Below are 17,649 nucleotides of genomic sequence, written 5' to 3'. Positions count from 1 at the left end.
GAGGGGTTCCCGCAAAAAGAGGCCGTTCAGGCCACGCGCACCAGCGCCGCCACCGGGCCGCCGCCGGGCGGGCCCTGGTGCTCGGCACCACCGGAGACGTAGAGCGCCGTGCGGCCCACCACCGAGGCCAGCACGGCCCCGACGGCGGCACGCGCATGGCGGGTCGAATGGATGTCCGAGTCGTTCAGCATGGTGTGGCGCGCCTCGCGCACCCGGCCGTCGGGGCTGGCCTCGGCCTTGGCCAGCAGGTTGACCAGCCGCTGCGCGATCAGGGCCGCATCGGCTTCCGGGTCCAGCCCGAAGTGCGTGCGCAGCAGCGTGCGCAGGCCGGCCGTGTCCACTGCGTCGCGCATCAGCGCATGGCCGATGCGCAGCGGCGACGCGCTGCCCGCCGCCTCGCCCAGCACGATGACCACGTTGCCCTCCAGCTCGATGCCGGCCGACACGGAGGCCCGGGCCGAATGAAGGCTGAGGTCGTGCAGCACGGCGGCGTCGATGGCGCGCGCCGCGTCGATCTCGCCCAGGGCCACGCCCACGCCCAGGGCCGAGGCGGCGCGCGAGTAGCCCATCGATTCGTAGGTGTCGCGCGTCACCGTGTCCAGCCCGCGGCCGAGCGCGTCGTCCACCTTGGCGGCAGTCAGCAGCGGGCACTTGACCTGAACGAAGTGCACGTCGGCGGCGCTGTCGATGCCGGCGTCGCGCATGGCCGCCTGCACGGCCTCGGCCGTGGCGGCGATCTGGGCCTGGCGGCCCATTTCCTCCGGCGTGAAATCGCGCGTGTGGGCGATGCCGACCACCAGCCGCTTCTCGCCTTCGACCACCTCGTGCGGCAGGGCCGCGCGGCGGGTGAAGACGGTGAAGTGCGGCGACAGCACGCCCTCGGTGCCGCCGGACATCACCAGCGCCACCTGCGCATGCACCGCCTGCGGCGTGCAGCTGCGGTGCGGCGCCAGGTAGTGGCACCAGGCCATGGCGGCGAAGTCGCGGGTGTGGTCGTTGACGCAGCCGTTGCCCTCGGTCTTGCCCATCACAGCCACGATGTGGCGCGGGTCGAGCGTGCCGGCCTCGACCAGGGCCTGCACGCCGCTCAGGTCGCCGGGGCCGCGGCAGGGCACCACGTGCGCGTCCACGTGCTGGGGAACGGCGCCGCTCATGAAGCGCTCCAGTCCACCTCGCCCACCGGCACTGCGGTCGGCGGCACGCCGGGCGGCGTCTCCAGGATGGCGCGGCTGTAGTGCTCGGTGTTGCGCGGCCGGGGCGTGGGCATCTTCTGCACGGTCTTGACCGAGCGGCCCCAGCCCACGGCGTCCTCCACCAGCCGGCCGTCGCGCATGACGAAGCGCCCGCGCAGCAGCGTGTGCAGCGGATAGCCCTGCACCGGCCGCCCGTGCCAGGGCGAGATGCGGCTGATGCTCTGCAGCCGGCTCTGCGACAGCACGCCCTGGCGCGCCATGTCGACGATGGCGATGTCGGCATGGGCGCCGGGCGCGATCACGCCCTTGGTGCCGTACAGGCCCCAGGCCCTGGCGGGCGCCACGGCGCTCCAGCGCACGTAGTCCATGAGTGTGGCGCGGCCGCGGTTGACCTCGGTGAGCATCAGCGGCATCTGCGTCTCCACGCCGGGGAAGCCGCAGTCGCAGTCCCAGATGCTCTCGCGCGTCTTCTCTTCCGGCGCATGCGGCGCATGGTCGGTGGCGATCATGTCCAGCGTGCCGTCCATCAGCGCGTCCCACAGCGGCTGGTTGTGGCGCGCCTCGCGGATGGGCGGGTTGAGGCGCATCACGCCGCCGAGCTTCGCCATGTGCCCGGTGTTGAGCAGCAGGTACTGCGGGCAGGTCTCGGCCGTCACGTCCACGCCGCGGCGCTTGGCCTCGCGCAGCAAAAAGAGCGAATCCGCCGCACTGTGGTGCGCGATGTGCACCCGCGCGCCGGTCCATTCGGCCAGCGTGAGCACACGGCCGATGGCCTCGATCTCGGCCACGGCGGGCCGCGCCGCCAGGTGGGCCATGGCGTCGATGCGGCCGGCCTCCTGCATCTTCTTCTGGCGGCGGAACAGGATGGACGAGTTCTCGGCATGCACCACCGTGCGGATGCCCAGCGGCGCCAGCGTCTCGAAGCCCTCCAGCAGCGCACCGTCGGTGGGCGCGGGCAGGTTGCCGAAGGTGTTGCCGACGAAGGCCTTGAAGCTGGTGACGCCGGCTTCCAGCAGTTCCTCCAGCCGTTCGATGGTGTCGTCGCCCAGCAGGCCGTGGATGCCGAAGTCGCAGTACGACGCCTCGGCCGCCTTCTGCTTGAGGCGCAGCGCCTCCACGGTGCCCGTGGCCGGCGAGGTGTTGGGCATGTCGAAGACGGTGGTCACGCCGCCCAGGGCCGCGGCGGCCGAGCCGGTGCGCCAGGTCTCCTTGTGCGGATAGCCCGGGTCGCGGAAGTGCACGTGGCTGTCGATGGCACCCGGCAGCAGGAAGAGGCCGTCGGCCCGCAGTTCTTCGCGCGCCGGCGGCATGGTGTCGTCGTGGCCCACGGCCACGATCTGCTCGCCGGCGATGGCCACGCTGGCCGGCACGATGGCGTCGGGCGAGACCACGCTCGCGCCGCGGATGACGAGGTCGACGTCGGGTCGCATGCTGCTCACTCCCCGGCTCACAGTGCGGCCCAGCCGCCGTCCACCGGCAGGTCGGCGCCGGTGATCTGCCGCGACACCTCGCTGGCCATGAACAGGCAGGCGTTGGCGATGTCGGTGTCGGTGGAGACGCGGCGCAACGCATAGTCGGCCGCGTGGCGCTGCATCGCTTCTTCGAGCGTGATGCCCAGGCGCTGGGCCATGTTGGCGCACACCTTCTCGCGGAAGCGCGGGCCGTCCACCATGCCCGGCGCGACGTTGTTGACGTTGATGTTGTGCGGCCCGGCCTCGAGCGCGAAGCTCTTGGTGATGCCGCGCAGGCCCCACTTGGAGGCCGAGTAGGCCATGCGCCCCGCGCGCCCGCGCAGGCCGAAGGTGCCGCCCACGTTGACGATCTTGCCGCTGCGCTGCTCCACCATCGCCGGCATGACGGCGCGGATGGTGTTGAAGCAGCCGGTCATGTTCAGCCGCACGATCTCGTCGAACTCCTCGGTGGTGGTCTCCCAGCCGGTCTTGCCGATGGGGCCCGAGCCGCCGGCCACGTTGACCAGGATGTCGATGCGGCCGAAGGCGGCCAGCGCCGCCGTGGCCAGCGCCTCGGTCTGGCTGGAGGCGGTGAGGTCGCAGGCCACCACCTGCGCCTGCACGCCCAGGGCGCGGGCCTCGGCGGCCACGGGTTCGATGGCGGCGGTGTCGCGGCCGGCCAGCACCAGCCGGGCGCCTTCGCGGGCGAAGGCCAGGGTGATGGCGGCGCCCATGCCCTTGGCCGGGCCGGTGATGATGGCGACCTTGTCGCGCAGTTGCAGATCCATGGCGGTCTCTTCTTTCTTCAGGGGGTCTTGTCGGTGGTGTTCAGGGCGCGACGGTGCTGGACGGGCGCTCGGCGCGCGCCGGCAGGAAGCGGCGGTCGAACACCTCGCCCACCTCGGGCTGGCGCGGCAGCTGGTTGGCCTCGGCCACGATGCCGATGGCCTTCTTCAGGCGCTCGTCGTCCACGTCGCCCAGGCCGATGCGGGCGATCTCGGGATGGCTCATGTCGTTCTTGAGCGTGGCCAGGAGCTTGTCCTTCTCGACCTCGCGCTTGAGCAGCGGCTCGCGCTTCATCACGGCGTCGATGCCGGCCTCGGGGTTCGCGATCACGTCCTTCACGGCGCGGTTGAGCGCCTTGACGAAGCCGGCCACGGCCTGGGGCTTCTCCTGCACGAAGCTGCGCGAGAAGAAGACGGTGTTGGCATACAGGTCCATGCCGTGGTCGCCGTAGCGGATGAAGCGCAGGTCCTTGGCCGGGTCCAGCCCCATGCCGCGGGCGCTGAAGCTCACGGTGGTGACGTAGCCGAAGGCGCCGTCGATCTGGCCCCGCACCAGCATCTGCTCGCGCAGGTTGGGCGCCATGTTGGAGATGGTGACCTTGGCGGCATCGATCTTGGCCAGCTTGGCGAAGGCCGGGAAGAGCTTGAGCGCGCCGTCGTTGGCCGGGCCGCCGATCGTCTTGCCTTCGAGGTCCTTCGGCGTCTTGATGGGGCTGTCGCTGCGCACCACGACCGCGAAGGGCGGCGTGTTGTAGAGCATGTACACGCCCACCGGCGCATCGGCCGGCCGCTTGGACGCCAGGTCGATCAGCGCATTCATGTCGCCGAAGCCGGCCTGGTAGGTGCCGGCGGCCACCTTCGGGATCGAGGCGGCCGAGCCCTCGCCCTGGTCGATGCTGACGTCCAGGCCCTCCTGCTTGAAGTAGCCACGGTCCTGCGCCAGGAAGAACCAGGCCTGCGGGCCCTCGTACTTCCAGTTGAGCACCAGCTTGATGGGCGTCTGCGCGGCGGCGGGCAGCGCGGCCAGGGCCAGGGCGGCGGCGCCGATGAGCGGGCGCAGGCGGCGTGCGAGAAGGGAGAAGGTCGAGGTCATGGCGAAGGTTCCTCAGTCGGGTTGGGAAGGAAGGTCGGCAAGGGCTGCGCCCAGGTCGGCAGCGCGCGCGGTGAAGCCGTGCAGCAGGCGCACGAGGTAGAGCACGCCGTCGGTCACGTAGTCGGGTGACGAGGTGCTGCAGGCGTCCTCCAGCAGCACGCAGTCGTAGCCGAGGAAGGCCGCGTCCTGCAGGGTGGAGAACACGCAGCGGTCGGTGTTGATGCCGGCGAACAGGAGGGTGGTGATGCCGGCGTTGCGCAGGATGCTGTCGAGCTCGCTGTCCCAGAAGCCCGAGAGCCGGTGCTTGTGCACCAGGACGTCGCCGGGCTCGGCGGCGAGTTCGTCGACCAGCGCCGCGCCCCAGCTGCCCTGCACCAGCGAGGGCCCGTGGTCGATCGGCGAGCATTCGCCATAGCCCACGCCCTCGGCCGTGCGCTTGCCCTTGAACTGCACCGTGGGGCCGAGGTTGCGCCGGTCGGCACGGATGCCCCAGTTGCACCAGACGAGCGGGCTGCCCGCGCGGCGCCAGGCGGGCAGCAGCGCCTGCAGGACCGGGATGGGCCCCTGGGCGGCCTGCACGTCCAGGCCCTTCTGGCCGAACCAGCCCTCGGGGTGGCAGAAGTCGTTCTGCATGTCGACCACCACCAGCGCGGTGCGGGCCAGATCGATCACCAGCGATTCGGGCTGGGCCGGCAGGGCCAGCGGGCGCGGCACCGGCGGCGTGCGGACCAGGCTGAGGCTGCCGCCCTGCCGCTGCCAGCGGTTGGCGGGCGCGGGGCCGAAGCCGCAGGTGCCGTCCGGGGCTGCGCCCAACTTGGTGCCGGGAATGCGTTCATCGCTGTGCATGCGCCTGGCGCACGCATCGCCCATGCCACCAGCGCTCACTTTCCGACGCTTTATCGCGGCAGCGTCGTTGCCGTTACGGCAACGGTTCGCGGGCATGCCGCTTGCAGGGCGGCGGCATGCGCCACTGCCCTTCACACCGCCTGCCATGAACCACCTGCGCCTGCTGCGCTACGTCGACGAGGTGGCGCGCATCGGCTCCATCCGCCAGGCGGCCGAGCGGCTGCACGTCGCACCCTCGGCGGTCAACCGCCGCATCCAGGACATCGAGGAGGAACTGGGCACGCCCCTCTTCGAGCGGCTGCCGCGCGGCATGCGGCTCACCGCCGCGGGCGAGCTGTTCGTGCGCTACGTGCGCGACCGCGGCGCCGAGCTGGAGCGTGTGCGCTCCGAGATCGAAGAACTGCAGGGCCTGCGCCGAGGCCGCGTGCGGCTGGTGGCCAGCCAGGCGCTGGCGCCGCGCTTCCTGCCCGCGGCGATCGCGGCCTTCCGCGAGACGCATCCGCTGGTGGCCTTCGATGCGCGCATCGGCGACCACGTGCATGCCGCCGAGGCCCTGCGCAGCCTCGACACCGACCTGGCCCTGGTGTTCAACCTGCCGGCCGAATCCGACATCCAGCGGCTGGACGTGGCCGGCCAGCGCCTGATGGCCATGATGCATGCCGAGCATCCGCTGGCCGGCCGCTCCGCGCTGCGGCTGCGCGACTGCGCCGACTACCCGCTGGTGCTGCCCAACCGCGACATCGGCGGGCGACAACTGCTGGAGCGCTTTCTCTCGCGCAGCTCCATCCGTTTCCAGCCCATGGTGGAAAGCAACAGCTTCGAGTTCCTGCTCGGCTGCCTCGCCGACCGGCGGTCCATCACCTTTCAGATGGCCATCGGGACCGACCTGGACGCGCCCCACCTGGTGGCCCGCGCCATCGAGGACCGGGCCTTTCCGCAGGGCGAACTGGTGCTGGGCTGCCTGCGCGGGCGGCAGCTGCCGGTGATCGCCTATGCCTTCGCCGAGTTCCTCCGGGAGCGGCTGGCGGCGCTGGGCACGGAGGGCGGCTGAGCGCCGGTGCTCACAGCGGCCGGTGCCGCCGCAGGCACAGCGCCGCCCGCGCGCCGGCCGTGGCTCGGCCGACCGGCGCAGCGCAGCGACGTGGCGCTCAGTACCGGCGCCGCCCGCTGCGCCGGTGGCCCATCAGCCAGCACAGCAGCACGGCACTGCCCGCCGCCCAGGCCAGCTTTCGCACCAGGCGCGGGCGGTCGTGCTTCCAGGCCGCGCCCAGGCCCATCTCGGCCAGCACGTTGGGCACATGGCCGCGGCGCAGGTCGTCGATGACGCCCTCGACCATGTCGGTGCGGTCGGCCAGCAGCAGGATCAGCCAGTGCCGCAGGTCGTTCTCGCTGAAGCGGAAGGCCGCGCGGCGCAGGCTGCCGCTGGCACCCTGCGGCGGCAGCGTGCTGCCGAAGATGGGCGTGAGCGTGCTGTCGCGCTCGGTCGAGCACAGCACCTCCACGGTCTGCGGCTGCTGGGCCGGCTGCGTCCAGTGCACGCCCTCCAGGCGCGGCGGCATGCGCTCCATGGGCACGGCGGGACGGCTGTTGCGGTCGCGGTCCACGCCCCAGCCGGGGATGTGGGCATGGCGCGCCGAGGCGTTGTCCGCGGCGCTGGCGTCGTTCGGGGGGGTGTCGGTGTCTGCCATGGGGGCCTTTCGTAGGGGGTCGATCAGGCGCGCGCCGAGGGCGGCAGCAGCACGACCTTGATGCACTCGTCCAGCTTGCTGCTGAACAGGTGGTAGCCCTCGGCCACCTCCTCCAGCGGCAGGCGGTGGGTGATGATGTCGCTGGGCCGGATGCGGCCGGCCTGCACGTGCTCGATGAGCTTGGGCAGGTGGCGCTTGACCGAGGCCTGGTTCATGCGCAGCGTCAGGCCCTTGTTGACCGCGTTGCCGATGGGCAGTGCGTTGAAGGTGGGGCCGTACACGCCCACGATCGACACATGCCCGCCCTTGCGCACCGAGTTGATGGCCCAGTGCAGCACGGTGGCCGCGCCGCCCTGCAGCTTGAGCTTCACGCCCGTCAGCGTCTGGGCGAAGCTGCCGGCGGCCTCGGCGCCCACGCAGTCGATGCACACGTCGGCACCCAGGCCGTCGGTCATCTTCTTGATGTGGATGGCCATGTCGCCCACCGACTTGAAGTCCACCGTCTCGCAGTGCGCGAACTCGCGGGCGAAGGCCAGGCGGTATTCGACGTGGTCCACCACGATCACCCGGCCCGCGCCCATGAACCAGGCCGAGCGGGCGGCGAACAGGCCCACCGGGCCGGCGCCGAAGACGACCACCGTGTCGCCCTCGCGGATGCTGCCCATCTCGGCCGCCTGGTAGCCGGTGGGAAAGACGTCGGTCAGCAGCACCGCGTCGTCTTCGTCCAGGCCCTCCGGCAGCACCGTGGGGCCGATGTCGGCCATGGGCACGCGCACGTACTCGGCCTGGCCGCCCGCGTAGCCGCCCGTGGTGTGCGAGTAGCCGAAGATGCCGCCCACCGCCGTGGCCTCGGGGTTGACGTTGTGGCAGTTGCTGAACAGCTCGCGGCTGCAGAAGAAGCAGGTGCCGCAGAAGATGTTGAAGGGCACCAGCACCCGGTCGCCGGGCTTGAGGCGCTGCACGTCGGGCCCCACGCGCTCGACCACGCCGGTGAACTCGTGGCCGAAGGTCGTGCCCACGCGCGTGTCGGGCACCAGCCCGTGGTAGAGGTGCAGGTCCGAGCCGCAGATGCAGCTGCGGGTGACGCGCACGATGGCGTCGCCCGGGTGCTCGATCTCGGGCTCGGCGCGTTCGTCGATGCGCACCCGGTACGGTCCGCGGTAGTTCATGGCAAGCATGGGGTCGGGGTCCTTCGCATGGGGGAAAGGTCGACACCCATGGTTGCGGGGCCCTGCGCGGGCCTTGTAGGAAGCCGGCGAGGCGCCGGTAGGCGGCCGCACTCGCCGCACGCCGGGCACGAAGCCGGGCCCGCGTGGCTGCTCAATCGGTGCCGCGCGCCGCGCGCCGTACCACCTGCGGTGACACGCCGAAGCCGCGCAGGAACACCTCGCGCAGATGGCGCGCGTCGCGAAAGCCCGTCTCGCGCGCCACCACCTCCAGCGGATGGCGGCTGCGTTCCACCATCAGCCGCGCCGACTCCAGCCGCAACTGCTCCACCGCCTTGGCGGGCGACTGCCCCGTCTCCGCCGCGAAGACGCGGCTGAACTGCCGCGGGCTGAGGTGCGCCACTTCGGCCAGCTGCTCGACGCCGAGCGGCGCGGCCAGGTGCGCACGGGCGTACTCCAGCGCCTGCTGGATGCGGTCGGACTTGGGGGCCAGGCGCAGCAGCTCCGAATGCTGCGACTGCCCGCCGGAGCGCCGCTGCGGCATCACCAGACCGCGGGCCACGCTGGCGGCGGCATCGCTGCCCAGGTCCTTCTCGACCAGGCCCAGCGCCAGATCCAGCTCGGCCGTCATGCCGGCCGAGGTCCAGAAGGCCCCGTCGGTGATGAAGATGCGGTCGGGCTCCACCTGGATCGAGGGATGGCGCTGCTGCAGCACGTCGGTCCAGGCCCAGTGGGTGGTGGCGCGGCGCTGGTCCAGCAGGCCGGCGTCGGCCAGCAGGAAGGCGCCGGTGCACAGGCCGGCCGTGCGGCGCGCGCGGCCGGCGGCGCGGCCGAGCGCCCGCACCAGTGCGGGCGCCGCACCCGCATCCGCCGGATCGCGCGTGCCGGCCACCAGCCAGGTGTCGACGGCGGTGCGAGAGGACAGCGACCGGCTCAGCACCCGCGTGCCGGCAGACGTCAGCACCTCGCCGCCGGCCAGCGAATAGTTCTCGACGCTGTAGACCCGCTCGCGGGCGGCCAGGTTGGCGAACTCGAACACGGCCTGGGTGGCCAGGGCCATGATCTGGAAGCCTTCGGGCAGCAGGTAGCCGATGCGCAGCATGGTGTCTTCTCGTCGATGTCTTGAATCATGTCTTTATACGTCATTTGAGACATTGGCTTCCGGTCGCATCATTCGTCCATGCCGCCACTTCCGGCGGCCTGCAAGGACTTCCACCATGACCTCCATCGCTTCCGGCACCGCCCTCGTCACGGGTGCCTCCTCGGGCATCGGCGCCCTGTATGCCGACCGCCTGGCCCGCCGCGGCCACGACCTGATCCTGGTCGCCCGCGACCGCGAGCGGCTCAATGCGCTGGCGCGCGACATCACCAGCCGCACCGGCCGCAACGTCGAGGTGCTGGCGGCCGACCTGACCGACGCAGCCTCGCTGGCCACCGTGGAAGCCAAGCTGCGCGAGGACGCCAGCATCCGCCTGCTGGTCAACAACGCCGGCATCGGCACCCACACGCCGCTGCTGTCCAGCGACGTGGAGGCCATGACGCGCATGGTGGCGCTGAACGTCACCGCGCCGATGCGCCTGGCCTATGCGGCGGTGCCCGGCTTCGTGGCCCGCGGCGGCGGCACCGTGGTCAACATCGCCTCCATCGTGGCGGTGGCGCCCGAGATCCTCAACGGCGTGTACGGCGGCACCAAGGCCTTCGTGCTGGCCTTCAGCCAGTCGCTGCAGCATGAGCTGGGTGCCAAGGGCCTGCGGGTGCAGGCAGTGCTGCCCGGCGCCACGGCCACCGACTTCTGGGCCACCGGCGGCCTGCCGGTCGAGAACCTGGACGCCCGCATCGTGATGCGCGCCGAGGACATGGTCGACGCGGCCCTCGTCGGCCTGGACCGTGGCGAAACCGTCACCCTGCCCTCGCTGCACGCCGCAGAAGCCTGGGACGCCTACGAAACCGCCCGCCGCGCGCTGGCCCCGCAGCTGTCGAGCAACACGCCAGCGCCGCGCTACCTCGCGCTGCACTGAAACCCGACCCGAGACAGGAGACCCACTATGCAGATGCAGCAACTCCCCTTCGGCCGTACCGGCCTGCGGCTCTCCCGGCTGGCGCTGGGCACCGCCAACTTCGGCCAGCGCTGGGGCCACGGCGCGGACGCCGAGCAGAGCGCCGCCCTGCTCGACGCCTATGCCGAGGCCGGCGGCAATGTCATCGACACGGCCGACGTCTACCAGTTCGGCCAGTCCGAGGAGATCCTGGGCGGCCTGCTGGCCGGGCGCCGCGACGAGTTCTTCCTGGCCACCAAATTCAGCAACGGCGCGTCGCCGAAGGCCGGCCCGCTGGTCACCGGCAACAGCCGGCGCGCCATGGTGGCGTCGGTGGAAGCCAGCCTGCGCCGGCTGAAGACCGACCGCATCGACCTGTACTGGGTGCACCACCCCGACGGTGTCACGCCTTCGGAAGAGATCGTGCGCGGTCTGGACGACCTGGCGCGCGCCGGCAAGATCGTCTACGCGGGCCTGTCCAACTTTCCCGCCTGGCGCGTGGGCCGCGCAGTCACGTTGGCCGAGCTGAGCGGCGCTGTGCCCATCGCCGCGCTGCAGTTCGAGTACAGCCTGGTGCACCGCGCGCCCGAGTCCGACCTGCTGCCCGCCGCGCAGGCGCTGGGCCTGGCCGCCGTCACCTGGTCGCCGCTGGGCGGCGGCATGCTCACCGGCAAGTACCGCCAGGGCGAACGGGGACGGGCCGAGGCGCTGGGCGGCAAGGTGTTCCAGGCCGAGAACTCCGCCGAGCGCACGGCCCTGCTCGATGCCGTGCTGGCCGTGGCCGCCGAGTCGGGGGCCACGCCCGACCAGGTCGCCATCGCCTGGCTGCTGACCCGGGACGTGCAGCCGCTGCTGGGGCCGCGCACGCTGGGCCAGCTGCAGTCCAACCTGGGCGCGCTGCAGGTCGTGCTTTCGGCCGAGCAGCGCAACCGGCTCGACGCCGCCAGCGCGCCGCGCACCGCCGCATCCGCCCCCGCGGCGGCAGCGGCCTTCACGCCTCCCGCCACGCCGGTGGCCTGAACGCCGGCACGCCCCGAAACCGACAAGCCAGGAGATCCCATGAAAGCCGTCATCGCCGCCTATGCGCGCTCGCCCTTCCACTTCGCCCGCAAGGGCCGCCTGGCCGAGGTACGGCCGGACACACTGGCCGCCACCGTAGTGCAGGGCTTGCTGCAACGCACCGGGCTGGACCCCGCGCTGCTCGAGGACGTGATCCTCGGCTGTGCCTATCCCGAGGCCGCGCAGGGCAACAACCTCGCGCGCATCGTCGGCCTGCTGGCCGGGCTGCCGCACGAGGTCGGCGGCATGACGGTCAACCGCTTCTGCGGCTCGTCGATGCAGGCGGTGCACATCGCCGCCGCGCAGATCGAGGCCGGCATCGGCGACGCCTACCTGTGCGTGGGCGTGGAGTCGATGACGATGGTGCCGCAGGGCGGCTTCAACTTCTCGCCCCATCCCGGCCTGCTGGCGGACACCGATGCCTACATCTCCATGGGCGAGACGGCCGAGAACGTGGCCGAGCGCTGGGCCGTGAGCCGCGTCGACCAGGAGGCGCTGGCCGTGCAGTCGCACCGCAAGGCCGCCGAGGCGCGCAATACCGGCCGGCTGACGCAGGAGATCGTGCCCATCGCACTGCCCGACGGCAGCACCGTCGACAGCGACGGCTGCATCCGCCCCGCCACCTCGGCCGAGGCACTGGCGGCGCTCAAGCCCGCCTTCCGGCCCGATGGCGTGGTGACGGCGGGCACCTCCTCGCCGCTCACCGACGGCGCCGCGGCGGTGCTGGTCACGCGCGACGACTTCGCCGAGCGCCACGGCCTGGCCGCGCTCGCGCGCATCCGCAGCTTCGCCACCGTGGGCGTGGACCCGGCCGTGATGGGCATCGGCCCGATCCCCGCCACGCGCAAGGCGCTGGCACGTGCGGGCCTGTCGGTGGCCGACCTGGACGTGGTGGAGATCAACGAGGCCTTCTCGTCCCAGGCCCTGGCCTGCATCCGCGACCTGGGGCTGGACATGACCACGGTCAACCTCGACGGCGGCGGCCTGGCCATCGGCCATCCGCTGGGCGCGACGGGCGCGCGCATCACCGGCAAGGCGGCATCGCTGCTGGCGCGCGAGGGTGGCCGCTATGCACTGGCCACGCAGTGCATCGGCGGCGGGCAGGGCATTGCGACCGTGCTGGAACGCGTCTGAAAAAAGGCTTCGCGCCTTCCGTGGGCGCCCGGCGACGCCCGGCGCCCAGATGGCGTAGCGGCGACGGCCGCGGCGCTCAGCCGCCCTGCTGCCGCGCCAGGTAGACCTGGTGCAGCGTGATCTTGCGCACCTCGGACTGGCTGGTCTCGATGTGCGCGCGCAGCATCATCGCGGCCTGGTCGCCGCGGTTGGCGCGCACCGCCTTGAGGATCTTGGCGTGCTCGTCGTAGGTGGCGTCGATGCGCGGCTGCTGGGTGAAGTCCAGCCGCCGGATGATGCGGATGCGGTCGGTCACCTCGCGGTGCACACGCGCCATCTCGGCATTGCCGGCGGCGGCCACCAGCTGGCAGTGGAAGTCCTCGTCCCAGCGCGCGACCTGCGCCGCATCGGCGCTGCGCTGCTCGGCCGGAACCAGCCAGATGGCGGCCAGCGCGTCGAGCTGGGCGCGGTCCACGGCGCGGCCCGATTCGCACAGGCGGTGCACGGCGGTGGTCTCCAGCACCATGCGCAGGTCATAGAGCTGTTCGAACTGCTGGAAGTCGAAGGGCAGCACGCGCCAGCCGGCGCGGAACAGCACCTCCACGTAGCCCTCCTGCTGCAGCCGGATCAGCGCCTGGCGCACCGGCGTGCGCGAGACGCCCAGTCGATCGCAGATCTCGTTCTCGGTGAAGCGGTCGCCGGGCACCAGGCGGAAGTCGGCGATGTCGCGCTTGAGCTGGTCGTAGACCTCGTCGGCGCGCGAGCGGAAGGGAAGCTCCGCCTCGGCGGGAGCGGCTTTCTTGGAACGGGCGGGAGCAGCGGCAGGCACCATCGGATCGTAGCGGGCGGCTCAGCCCTGCGGCGGCGCCGATGCCAGGGCCGCCATCAGCTGCGGTCCGGTCGCCGTCCAGCCGACGATGGCGCCCTGCGCACGGATCATCTCCACCGCGGCGGCCTTGAACTGCGGGAAGTAGCTTTCGGTGCAGTCCTCCAGCAGCAGGCAGTCGTAGCCGCGGTCGTTGGCCTCGCGCATGCTGGTCTGCACGCAGACCTCGGTGGTCACGCCGCCGAAGACCAGGTGCGTGATGCCGCGGGCCTGCAGCAGCTCGTGCAGGCCGGTGGCATGGAAGGCGCCCTTGCCGGGCTTGTCGATGACCCACTCGCCCTCGATGGGCGCGAGCGCGTCGATGATCTGGTTGCCCGGCTCGCCGGCCACCAGGATGCGGCCCATCGGGCCCTCGTCGCCAATGCGCAGCGACGGGGCGCCACGCAGGCGCTTGGCGGGCGGGCAGTCCGACAGGTCGGGCCGGTGCGCCTCGCGCGTGTGCACCACCAGGCCGCCGGCCTGTCGCCACGCGGCCAGCACGGCCTGCGTGGCCGGCACGATGGCCGCCAGCAGCGACACGTCGTTGCCCAGCGTCTCGCCGAAGCCGCCGGGCTCGATGAAGTCGCGCTGCATGTCGATCAGCACCAGGGCGGTGCTGGCCAGGTCGAAGTCGTAGGCGAAGGGGCGGGCGTCGATCCTCATCGGAATCCTTCCTGCCGCGGGCAAGCAGCGGCGAAACATGCGGAGCAGGCCGGGCGGGAACATCCGCGGAACCGGCTCCGCCGGGTCGCTGGATGTGCCCCCTTGCAGGGGGTAGTCGGAGCGGAACGAAGTCCGCGAAGACTGGGGGTGGGCATCAATGTCCACCGCCCATGTGGGCGCCGAGGACATGGCGGTCGGCGGATGCGGCCGGGGTTTCGTACACGATGCGGCCCTCGCTCATCACCACGATGCGGTCCGACAGGGCCAGCAGCTCGTCCAGGTCCTCGCTCACCAGCAGCACGGCGCCGCCGCGTTCGCGCACCTGCACGATGCGGGCATGGATCTCGGCCACGGCCGCGAAGTCCAGGCCGAAGACGGGGTTGGCCGCGATCAGCACCTGGATGTCGCCCGCCAGCTCGCGCGCCAGCACGGCCCGCTGCACGTTGCCGCCCGACAGGCTGCCGATGGGCGCACGCTCGCCGCGGGTCTTGATGCCGTACTCGGCGATCCACTGCCGCGCCCGCGCACGCCAGCGGCCGAAGCGCAGCACACCGCCGGCCGCCAGCGGCGGCTGGTCGAAGTCGCGCAGGGCCATGTTCTCGGCCACGCTCAGACCTGCGACGCAGGCATTGCGCAACGGCTCCTCGGGCAGGCTGCGCACGCGCAGGCGGCGGTTGTCGGCGCGGCTGGCGCGATAGGGCTGGCCGCCCACGCGCACCCGGCCGGCACTGCGCGGGCGCTGGCCGACCAGGGCCTCGACCAGCTCGCGCTGGCCATTGCCCGAGACGCCGGCCACGCCCAGGATCTCGCCCGGACGCACCTGCAGGCTGAGCGACTGCACGGCGGGCGTGCCGCGGTCGCCAGGGGCGGACAGCGACTCGACGTCCAGCGCGGGCGCCGCAGCGGCCACGACGGGGGTGCGCGGCGCGGCGGCGCTGGCGCCGTCCTCGGCTTCTTGCGGCGTGGCCCCGGCGCCCATCATGGCCTGGGCCAGCCGTGTGGGATCGGTGTCGCGCACCGCCGCATGGTGCACGGCGCGGCCGCGGCGCAGCACCGTGACGGCGTCGGCATAGGCCATCACCTCGCGGAACTTGTGCGTGATGATGAGCACGGTGCACTGCCCGCTTTGGGCAAAGGCACGCACGTGGCCCAGCACCTCGTCGGCCTCCTGCGGCGTGAGCACCGAGGTGGGCTCGTCCAGGATCAGCAGGCGCGGCTTGAGGTACAGCTGCTTGAGCAGCTCCAGCTTCTGCTTCTCGCCCGCGGCCAGCTGCGAGGGCCGCGCGTCCAGGTCGAGGCGAAAGGGCGTGGTCGCCAGGAAGGCCTGCAGCTCGGCGCGCCTGGCCTTCCAGTCGATCAGCGTGGGCACCTGGCCGCCGGCCAGGAGCAGGTTCTCGGCCACCGTCATGCCCGGCGCCAGCGTGAAGTGCTGGTAGACCATGCCGATGCCCAGCTGCCGCGCCACCACCGGGTTGGCGATGGTCTGCTCGCGGCCGTCGATGAGGATGCTGCCATCCTCCGGCCGCTGGAAGCCGGCCACGCACTTGACCAGCGTGCTCTTGCCGGCGCCGTTCTCGCCCAGCAGCGCATGCACGCTGCCGGGCGCGACCTGCATGCTCACGCGGTCCATGGCGGTGAAGTCGCCGAAGCGCTTGGTGAGCTCCAGCGTGTCCAGCGCCAGCGCGCCCTGCGCGCGCGGATGGGGGGTGACGGGCGCGATCATGGGGCCAGCGCCTCGATCAGCGCGGCCGACGGCGCATGCGCACCGAACACGCCGCCCTGCATGGTGATCATCTTCAGCGCCGCCGCATGGTTGCCAGGATCGGTGGCGGCTGTGCAGTCGGACAGCAGCAGGCATTCGAAGCCGCGGTCGTTGGCGTCGCGCATCGTCGTGTGCACGCACACGTCGGTGGTGATGCCGGCCAGCACCAGGTTGCGGATGCCGCGGGTGCGCAGGATCATCTCCAGGTCGGTGGCATAGAAGGAGCCTTTGCCGGGCTTGTCGATCACCACCTCGCCCGCGATGGGCGCAAGTTCAGGAATGATTTCCCAGCCAGGCTCGCCGCGGATCAGGATGCGGCCGCAGGGCCCGTCGTCGCCGATGCCCACGCCGCCTTCGCCGATCTGGCGCGAGCGCCAGCGCTTGTTGGCCGGCAGGTCCGACAGGTCGGGCCGGTGGCCTTCGCGGGTGTGGATGATGGTGTAGCCCAGCGGACGCATCACGGCCAGCAGGCGGCGGATGGGTTCGATCGGCGCCTGCGTGAGCGCGATGTCGTAGCCCATCACGTCCACATAGCCGCCCTTGCCGCAGAAGTCGGTCTGCATGTCGATGACGATGAGCGCCGTGTTGTCGGGGCGCAGGTCGCCGTCGTAGGGCCAGAGGTAGGGTTCGGCGGCCGCGAAGCGGCTCGTGGCGGTGGCGGGGAAGGTCGGGATGTCGGTCATGCGTTCTCCATGGCGATGGCAGTCAGCGCGGTCGGGCCTGGCTGCATCTCCCCGGCGAGAGAGCACAGCCGGATCGGCTCCCTCTCCCCTTGCGGGAGAGGGCTGGGGAGAGGGGGCAGGGCTCTTGCCACGGCGCAAGGCCGTGGCGACGGACGCGCCCCCTCTCCCCCAGCCCCTCTCCCGCGAGGGGAGAGGGGAGCGGGCAGCGCGCGGAGCGGGGCTTTCATCGGCTCAGTCCAGCGTCTTGAGCCGCTCTTTGTCGGGCACCGGCGGCGCGGGCGCGGGCACCAGCGGGTGGCTGCCCGCGCCGCCGTAGAAGCGCACCGGCGGCACGAAGCCGAAGCCGCTGCCGTCGGTCACCTGCACCTGGTCGCTCCAGGGCAGGCGGTAGCGGCCGGCCGCCATGTCGTGCATGTAGGTGTAGGGGCAGTCCTGCGCGCCGCCCTTCACTGCCACGTAGCCGCGGTGGTAGAGCTGGTAGATGTTGTTCTCCACGCCCCAGCCGGTGCGTGCCTCGCGCACCAGGTCGGGCCGCAGTTCGGCGGTGATGATCTCGTCGGGGCGGCCGCCGCCTTCCACCATCACGGTGCCGTCGAAGCTGCAGAACATGCCCTCGCCCATGGAGTCGAAGGTGCCGTCGCTGCCGCACATGCAGACGCTGGCGGTGTAGGCCAGGTTGCAGAAGGCGTTGGCCTGGTTGGTGATCTTCCAGGCGTGGCGGATCGGCGCGGTGTAGCCGGCCGTGCGCAGGATGATCTCGGCGCCCTTGTACGCGGCCTCGCGCGCCATCTCCGGGAACATGCCGTCGTGGCAGATGATGAGCGCCAGCTTGCTGCCGTTGGGACCGTCGCACACCGGCACGCCCAGGTTGCCGGGCTCCCACGGCTCCACCGGCACCCAGGGATGCAGCTTGCGGTAGTACAGGCGGATGGCGCCCTGATCGTCGATGATCAACCCGCTGTTGTACGGATTGCCGCCGGGGTTGGCCTCCATGATGGAGAAGCAGCCCCAGATGCGGTGCTCGATGCAGGCGGCGCGGAAGGCCGCCACCTCGGGACCGTCGAGGCTGCACATGATCTCGGGATTGGTGTCCATCGACAGGCCGTGCAGCGCATATTCCGGAAACACCACCAGGTCCATCGTCTGCTGGTTGCGGCGGGCCTTGCCCACCAGCTCGCAGATGCGCTGCGTCTGCGCCGCCAGCTGCTCGCGCGTGGCGACCACCGGCAGCTGCAGCTGCACCAGG

General features: G+C 71.8%; 17 protein-coding genes. 4 read left to right on the top strand and 13 right to left on the bottom strand.

What is annotated here, in order from left to right; all coding sequences use genetic code 11:
• Positions 1–26: 26 nt before the first annotated feature.
• The 5 genes from atzD to NS331_RS14425 are packed head-to-tail and all read right to left on the bottom strand — an operon-like array spanning position 27 to position 5,368.
• Positions 27–1,154, bottom strand: coding sequence for a cyanuric acid amidohydrolase (gene atzD, locus NS331_RS14445; RefSeq protein ID WP_058642677.1), 1,128 nt, complete (start codon positions 1,152–1,154; stop codon positions 27–29).
• Positions 1,151–2,623, bottom strand: a complete 1,473-nt coding sequence (locus tag NS331_RS14440; protein ID WP_058642690.1) for a dihydroorotase — start codon at positions 2,621–2,623, stop codon at positions 1,151–1,153. The genes atzD and NS331_RS14440 overlap by 4 nt, the downstream gene beginning before the upstream one ends.
• 17 nt (positions 2,624–2,640) lie before the next feature.
• The gene (locus NS331_RS14435) at positions 2,641–3,432 is read right to left on the bottom strand and encodes an SDR family NAD(P)-dependent oxidoreductase (protein ID WP_058642676.1); all 792 of its coding nucleotides are present in this window, start codon (positions 3,430–3,432) and stop codon (positions 2,641–2,643) included.
• A gap of 40 nt (positions 3,433–3,472) precedes the next feature.
• Positions 3,473–4,522 (bottom strand): ABC transporter substrate-binding protein, encoded by a 1,050-nt coding sequence (locus NS331_RS14430; RefSeq protein WP_058642675.1) that lies wholly within the window; start codon positions 4,520–4,522, stop codon positions 3,473–3,475.
• 12 nt (positions 4,523–4,534) lie between these two features.
• On the bottom strand, positions 4,535–5,368 hold the full coding sequence (locus NS331_RS14425) for a cysteine hydrolase family protein (protein ID WP_082702489.1): 834 nt from the start codon (positions 5,366–5,368) through the stop codon (positions 4,535–4,537).
• A gap of 145 nt (positions 5,369–5,513) precedes the next feature.
• Here NS331_RS14425 and NS331_RS14420 point away from each other — a divergent pair, with 145 nt between their 5' ends.
• Positions 5,514–6,419: a LysR family transcriptional regulator gene (locus NS331_RS14420; RefSeq protein WP_058642674.1), complete on the top strand. Its 906-nt coding sequence runs from the start codon at positions 5,514–5,516 to the stop codon at positions 6,417–6,419.
• A gap of 97 nt (positions 6,420–6,516) precedes the next feature.
• Here the strand turns inward: NS331_RS14420 and NS331_RS14415 are convergent, their stop codons facing one another.
• The 3 genes from NS331_RS14415 to NS331_RS14405 all read right to left on the bottom strand — a co-directional run bounded on the left by NS331_RS14415 (position 6,517) and on the right by NS331_RS14405 (position 9,324).
• Positions 6,517–7,056, bottom strand: a complete 540-nt coding sequence (locus NS331_RS14415) for a hypothetical protein (protein ID WP_058642673.1) — start codon at positions 7,054–7,056, stop codon at positions 6,517–6,519.
• A 23-nt stretch (positions 7,057–7,079) separates the two neighbouring features.
• On the bottom strand, positions 7,080–8,234 hold the full coding sequence (locus NS331_RS14410; protein WP_058642672.1) for a zinc-dependent alcohol dehydrogenase: 1,155 nt from the start codon (positions 8,232–8,234) through the stop codon (positions 7,080–7,082).
• Between the two features lie 142 nt (positions 8,235–8,376).
• Positions 8,377–9,324, bottom strand: coding sequence for a GlxA family transcriptional regulator (locus NS331_RS14405; protein WP_058642671.1), 948 nt, complete (start codon positions 9,322–9,324; stop codon positions 8,377–8,379).
• Between the two features lie 115 nt (positions 9,325–9,439).
• On the opposite strand from NS331_RS14405, the gene NS331_RS14400 reads away from it, so the two are divergent.
• From NS331_RS14400 to NS331_RS14390, 3 genes are read left to right on the top strand one after another with little or no spacing between them, the layout of a single operon-like run.
• The gene (locus tag NS331_RS14400) at positions 9,440–10,240 is read left to right on the top strand and encodes an SDR family NAD(P)-dependent oxidoreductase (protein ID WP_058642670.1); all 801 of its coding nucleotides are present in this window, start codon (positions 9,440–9,442) and stop codon (positions 10,238–10,240) included.
• Between the two features lie 33 nt (positions 10,241–10,273).
• The gene (locus tag NS331_RS14395; protein WP_058642688.1) at positions 10,274–11,278 is read left to right on the top strand and encodes an aldo/keto reductase; all 1,005 of its coding nucleotides are present in this window, start codon (positions 10,274–10,276) and stop codon (positions 11,276–11,278) included.
• Between the two features lie 39 nt (positions 11,279–11,317).
• Positions 11,318–12,451: a thiolase family protein gene (locus NS331_RS14390; protein ID WP_058642669.1), complete on the top strand. Its 1,134-nt coding sequence runs from the start codon at positions 11,318–11,320 to the stop codon at positions 12,449–12,451.
• A gap of 76 nt (positions 12,452–12,527) precedes the next feature.
• Here NS331_RS14390 and NS331_RS14385 read toward each other — a convergent pair whose 3' ends face one another.
• From NS331_RS14385 to NS331_RS14365, 5 genes are all read right to left on the bottom strand, one after another.
• A complete protein-coding gene (locus NS331_RS14385) occupies positions 12,528–13,262 on the bottom strand; it encodes a GntR family transcriptional regulator (RefSeq protein WP_058642668.1) in 735 nt (244 codons plus the stop codon).
• Positions 13,263–13,280: 18 nt separating this feature from the next.
• The gene (locus tag NS331_RS14380; protein ID WP_058642667.1) at positions 13,281–13,958 is read right to left on the bottom strand and encodes a cysteine hydrolase family protein; all 678 of its coding nucleotides are present in this window, start codon (positions 13,956–13,958) and stop codon (positions 13,281–13,283) included.
• Positions 13,959–14,112: 154 nt separating this feature from the next.
• Positions 14,113–15,681, bottom strand: a complete 1,569-nt coding sequence (locus tag NS331_RS14375) for an ABC transporter ATP-binding protein (RefSeq protein WP_058642666.1) — start codon at positions 15,679–15,681, stop codon at positions 14,113–14,115.
• Positions 15,678–16,403, bottom strand: coding sequence for a biuret amidohydrolase (biuH, locus tag NS331_RS14370; protein ID WP_058642665.1), 726 nt, complete (start codon positions 16,401–16,403; stop codon positions 15,678–15,680). The genes NS331_RS14375 and biuH overlap by 4 nt, the downstream gene beginning before the upstream one ends.
• A 231-nt stretch (positions 16,404–16,634) precedes the next feature.
• Positions 16,635–17,648 carry a formamidase gene (locus NS331_RS14365; RefSeq protein WP_058642664.1) on the bottom strand — a complete coding sequence of 338 codons (1,014 nt, stop codon included), beginning with the start codon at positions 17,646–17,648 and terminating at the stop codon, positions 16,635–16,637.
• Position 17,649: the final 1 nt, after the last annotated feature.

The organism is Pseudacidovorax intermedius, from assembly GCF_001476815.1.
GTDB classification, from domain to species: Bacteria; Pseudomonadota; Gammaproteobacteria; order Burkholderiales; family Burkholderiaceae_C; genus Xenophilus; species Xenophilus intermedius_A.
This window is presented reverse-complemented; position numbering and strand designations above follow the sequence as displayed.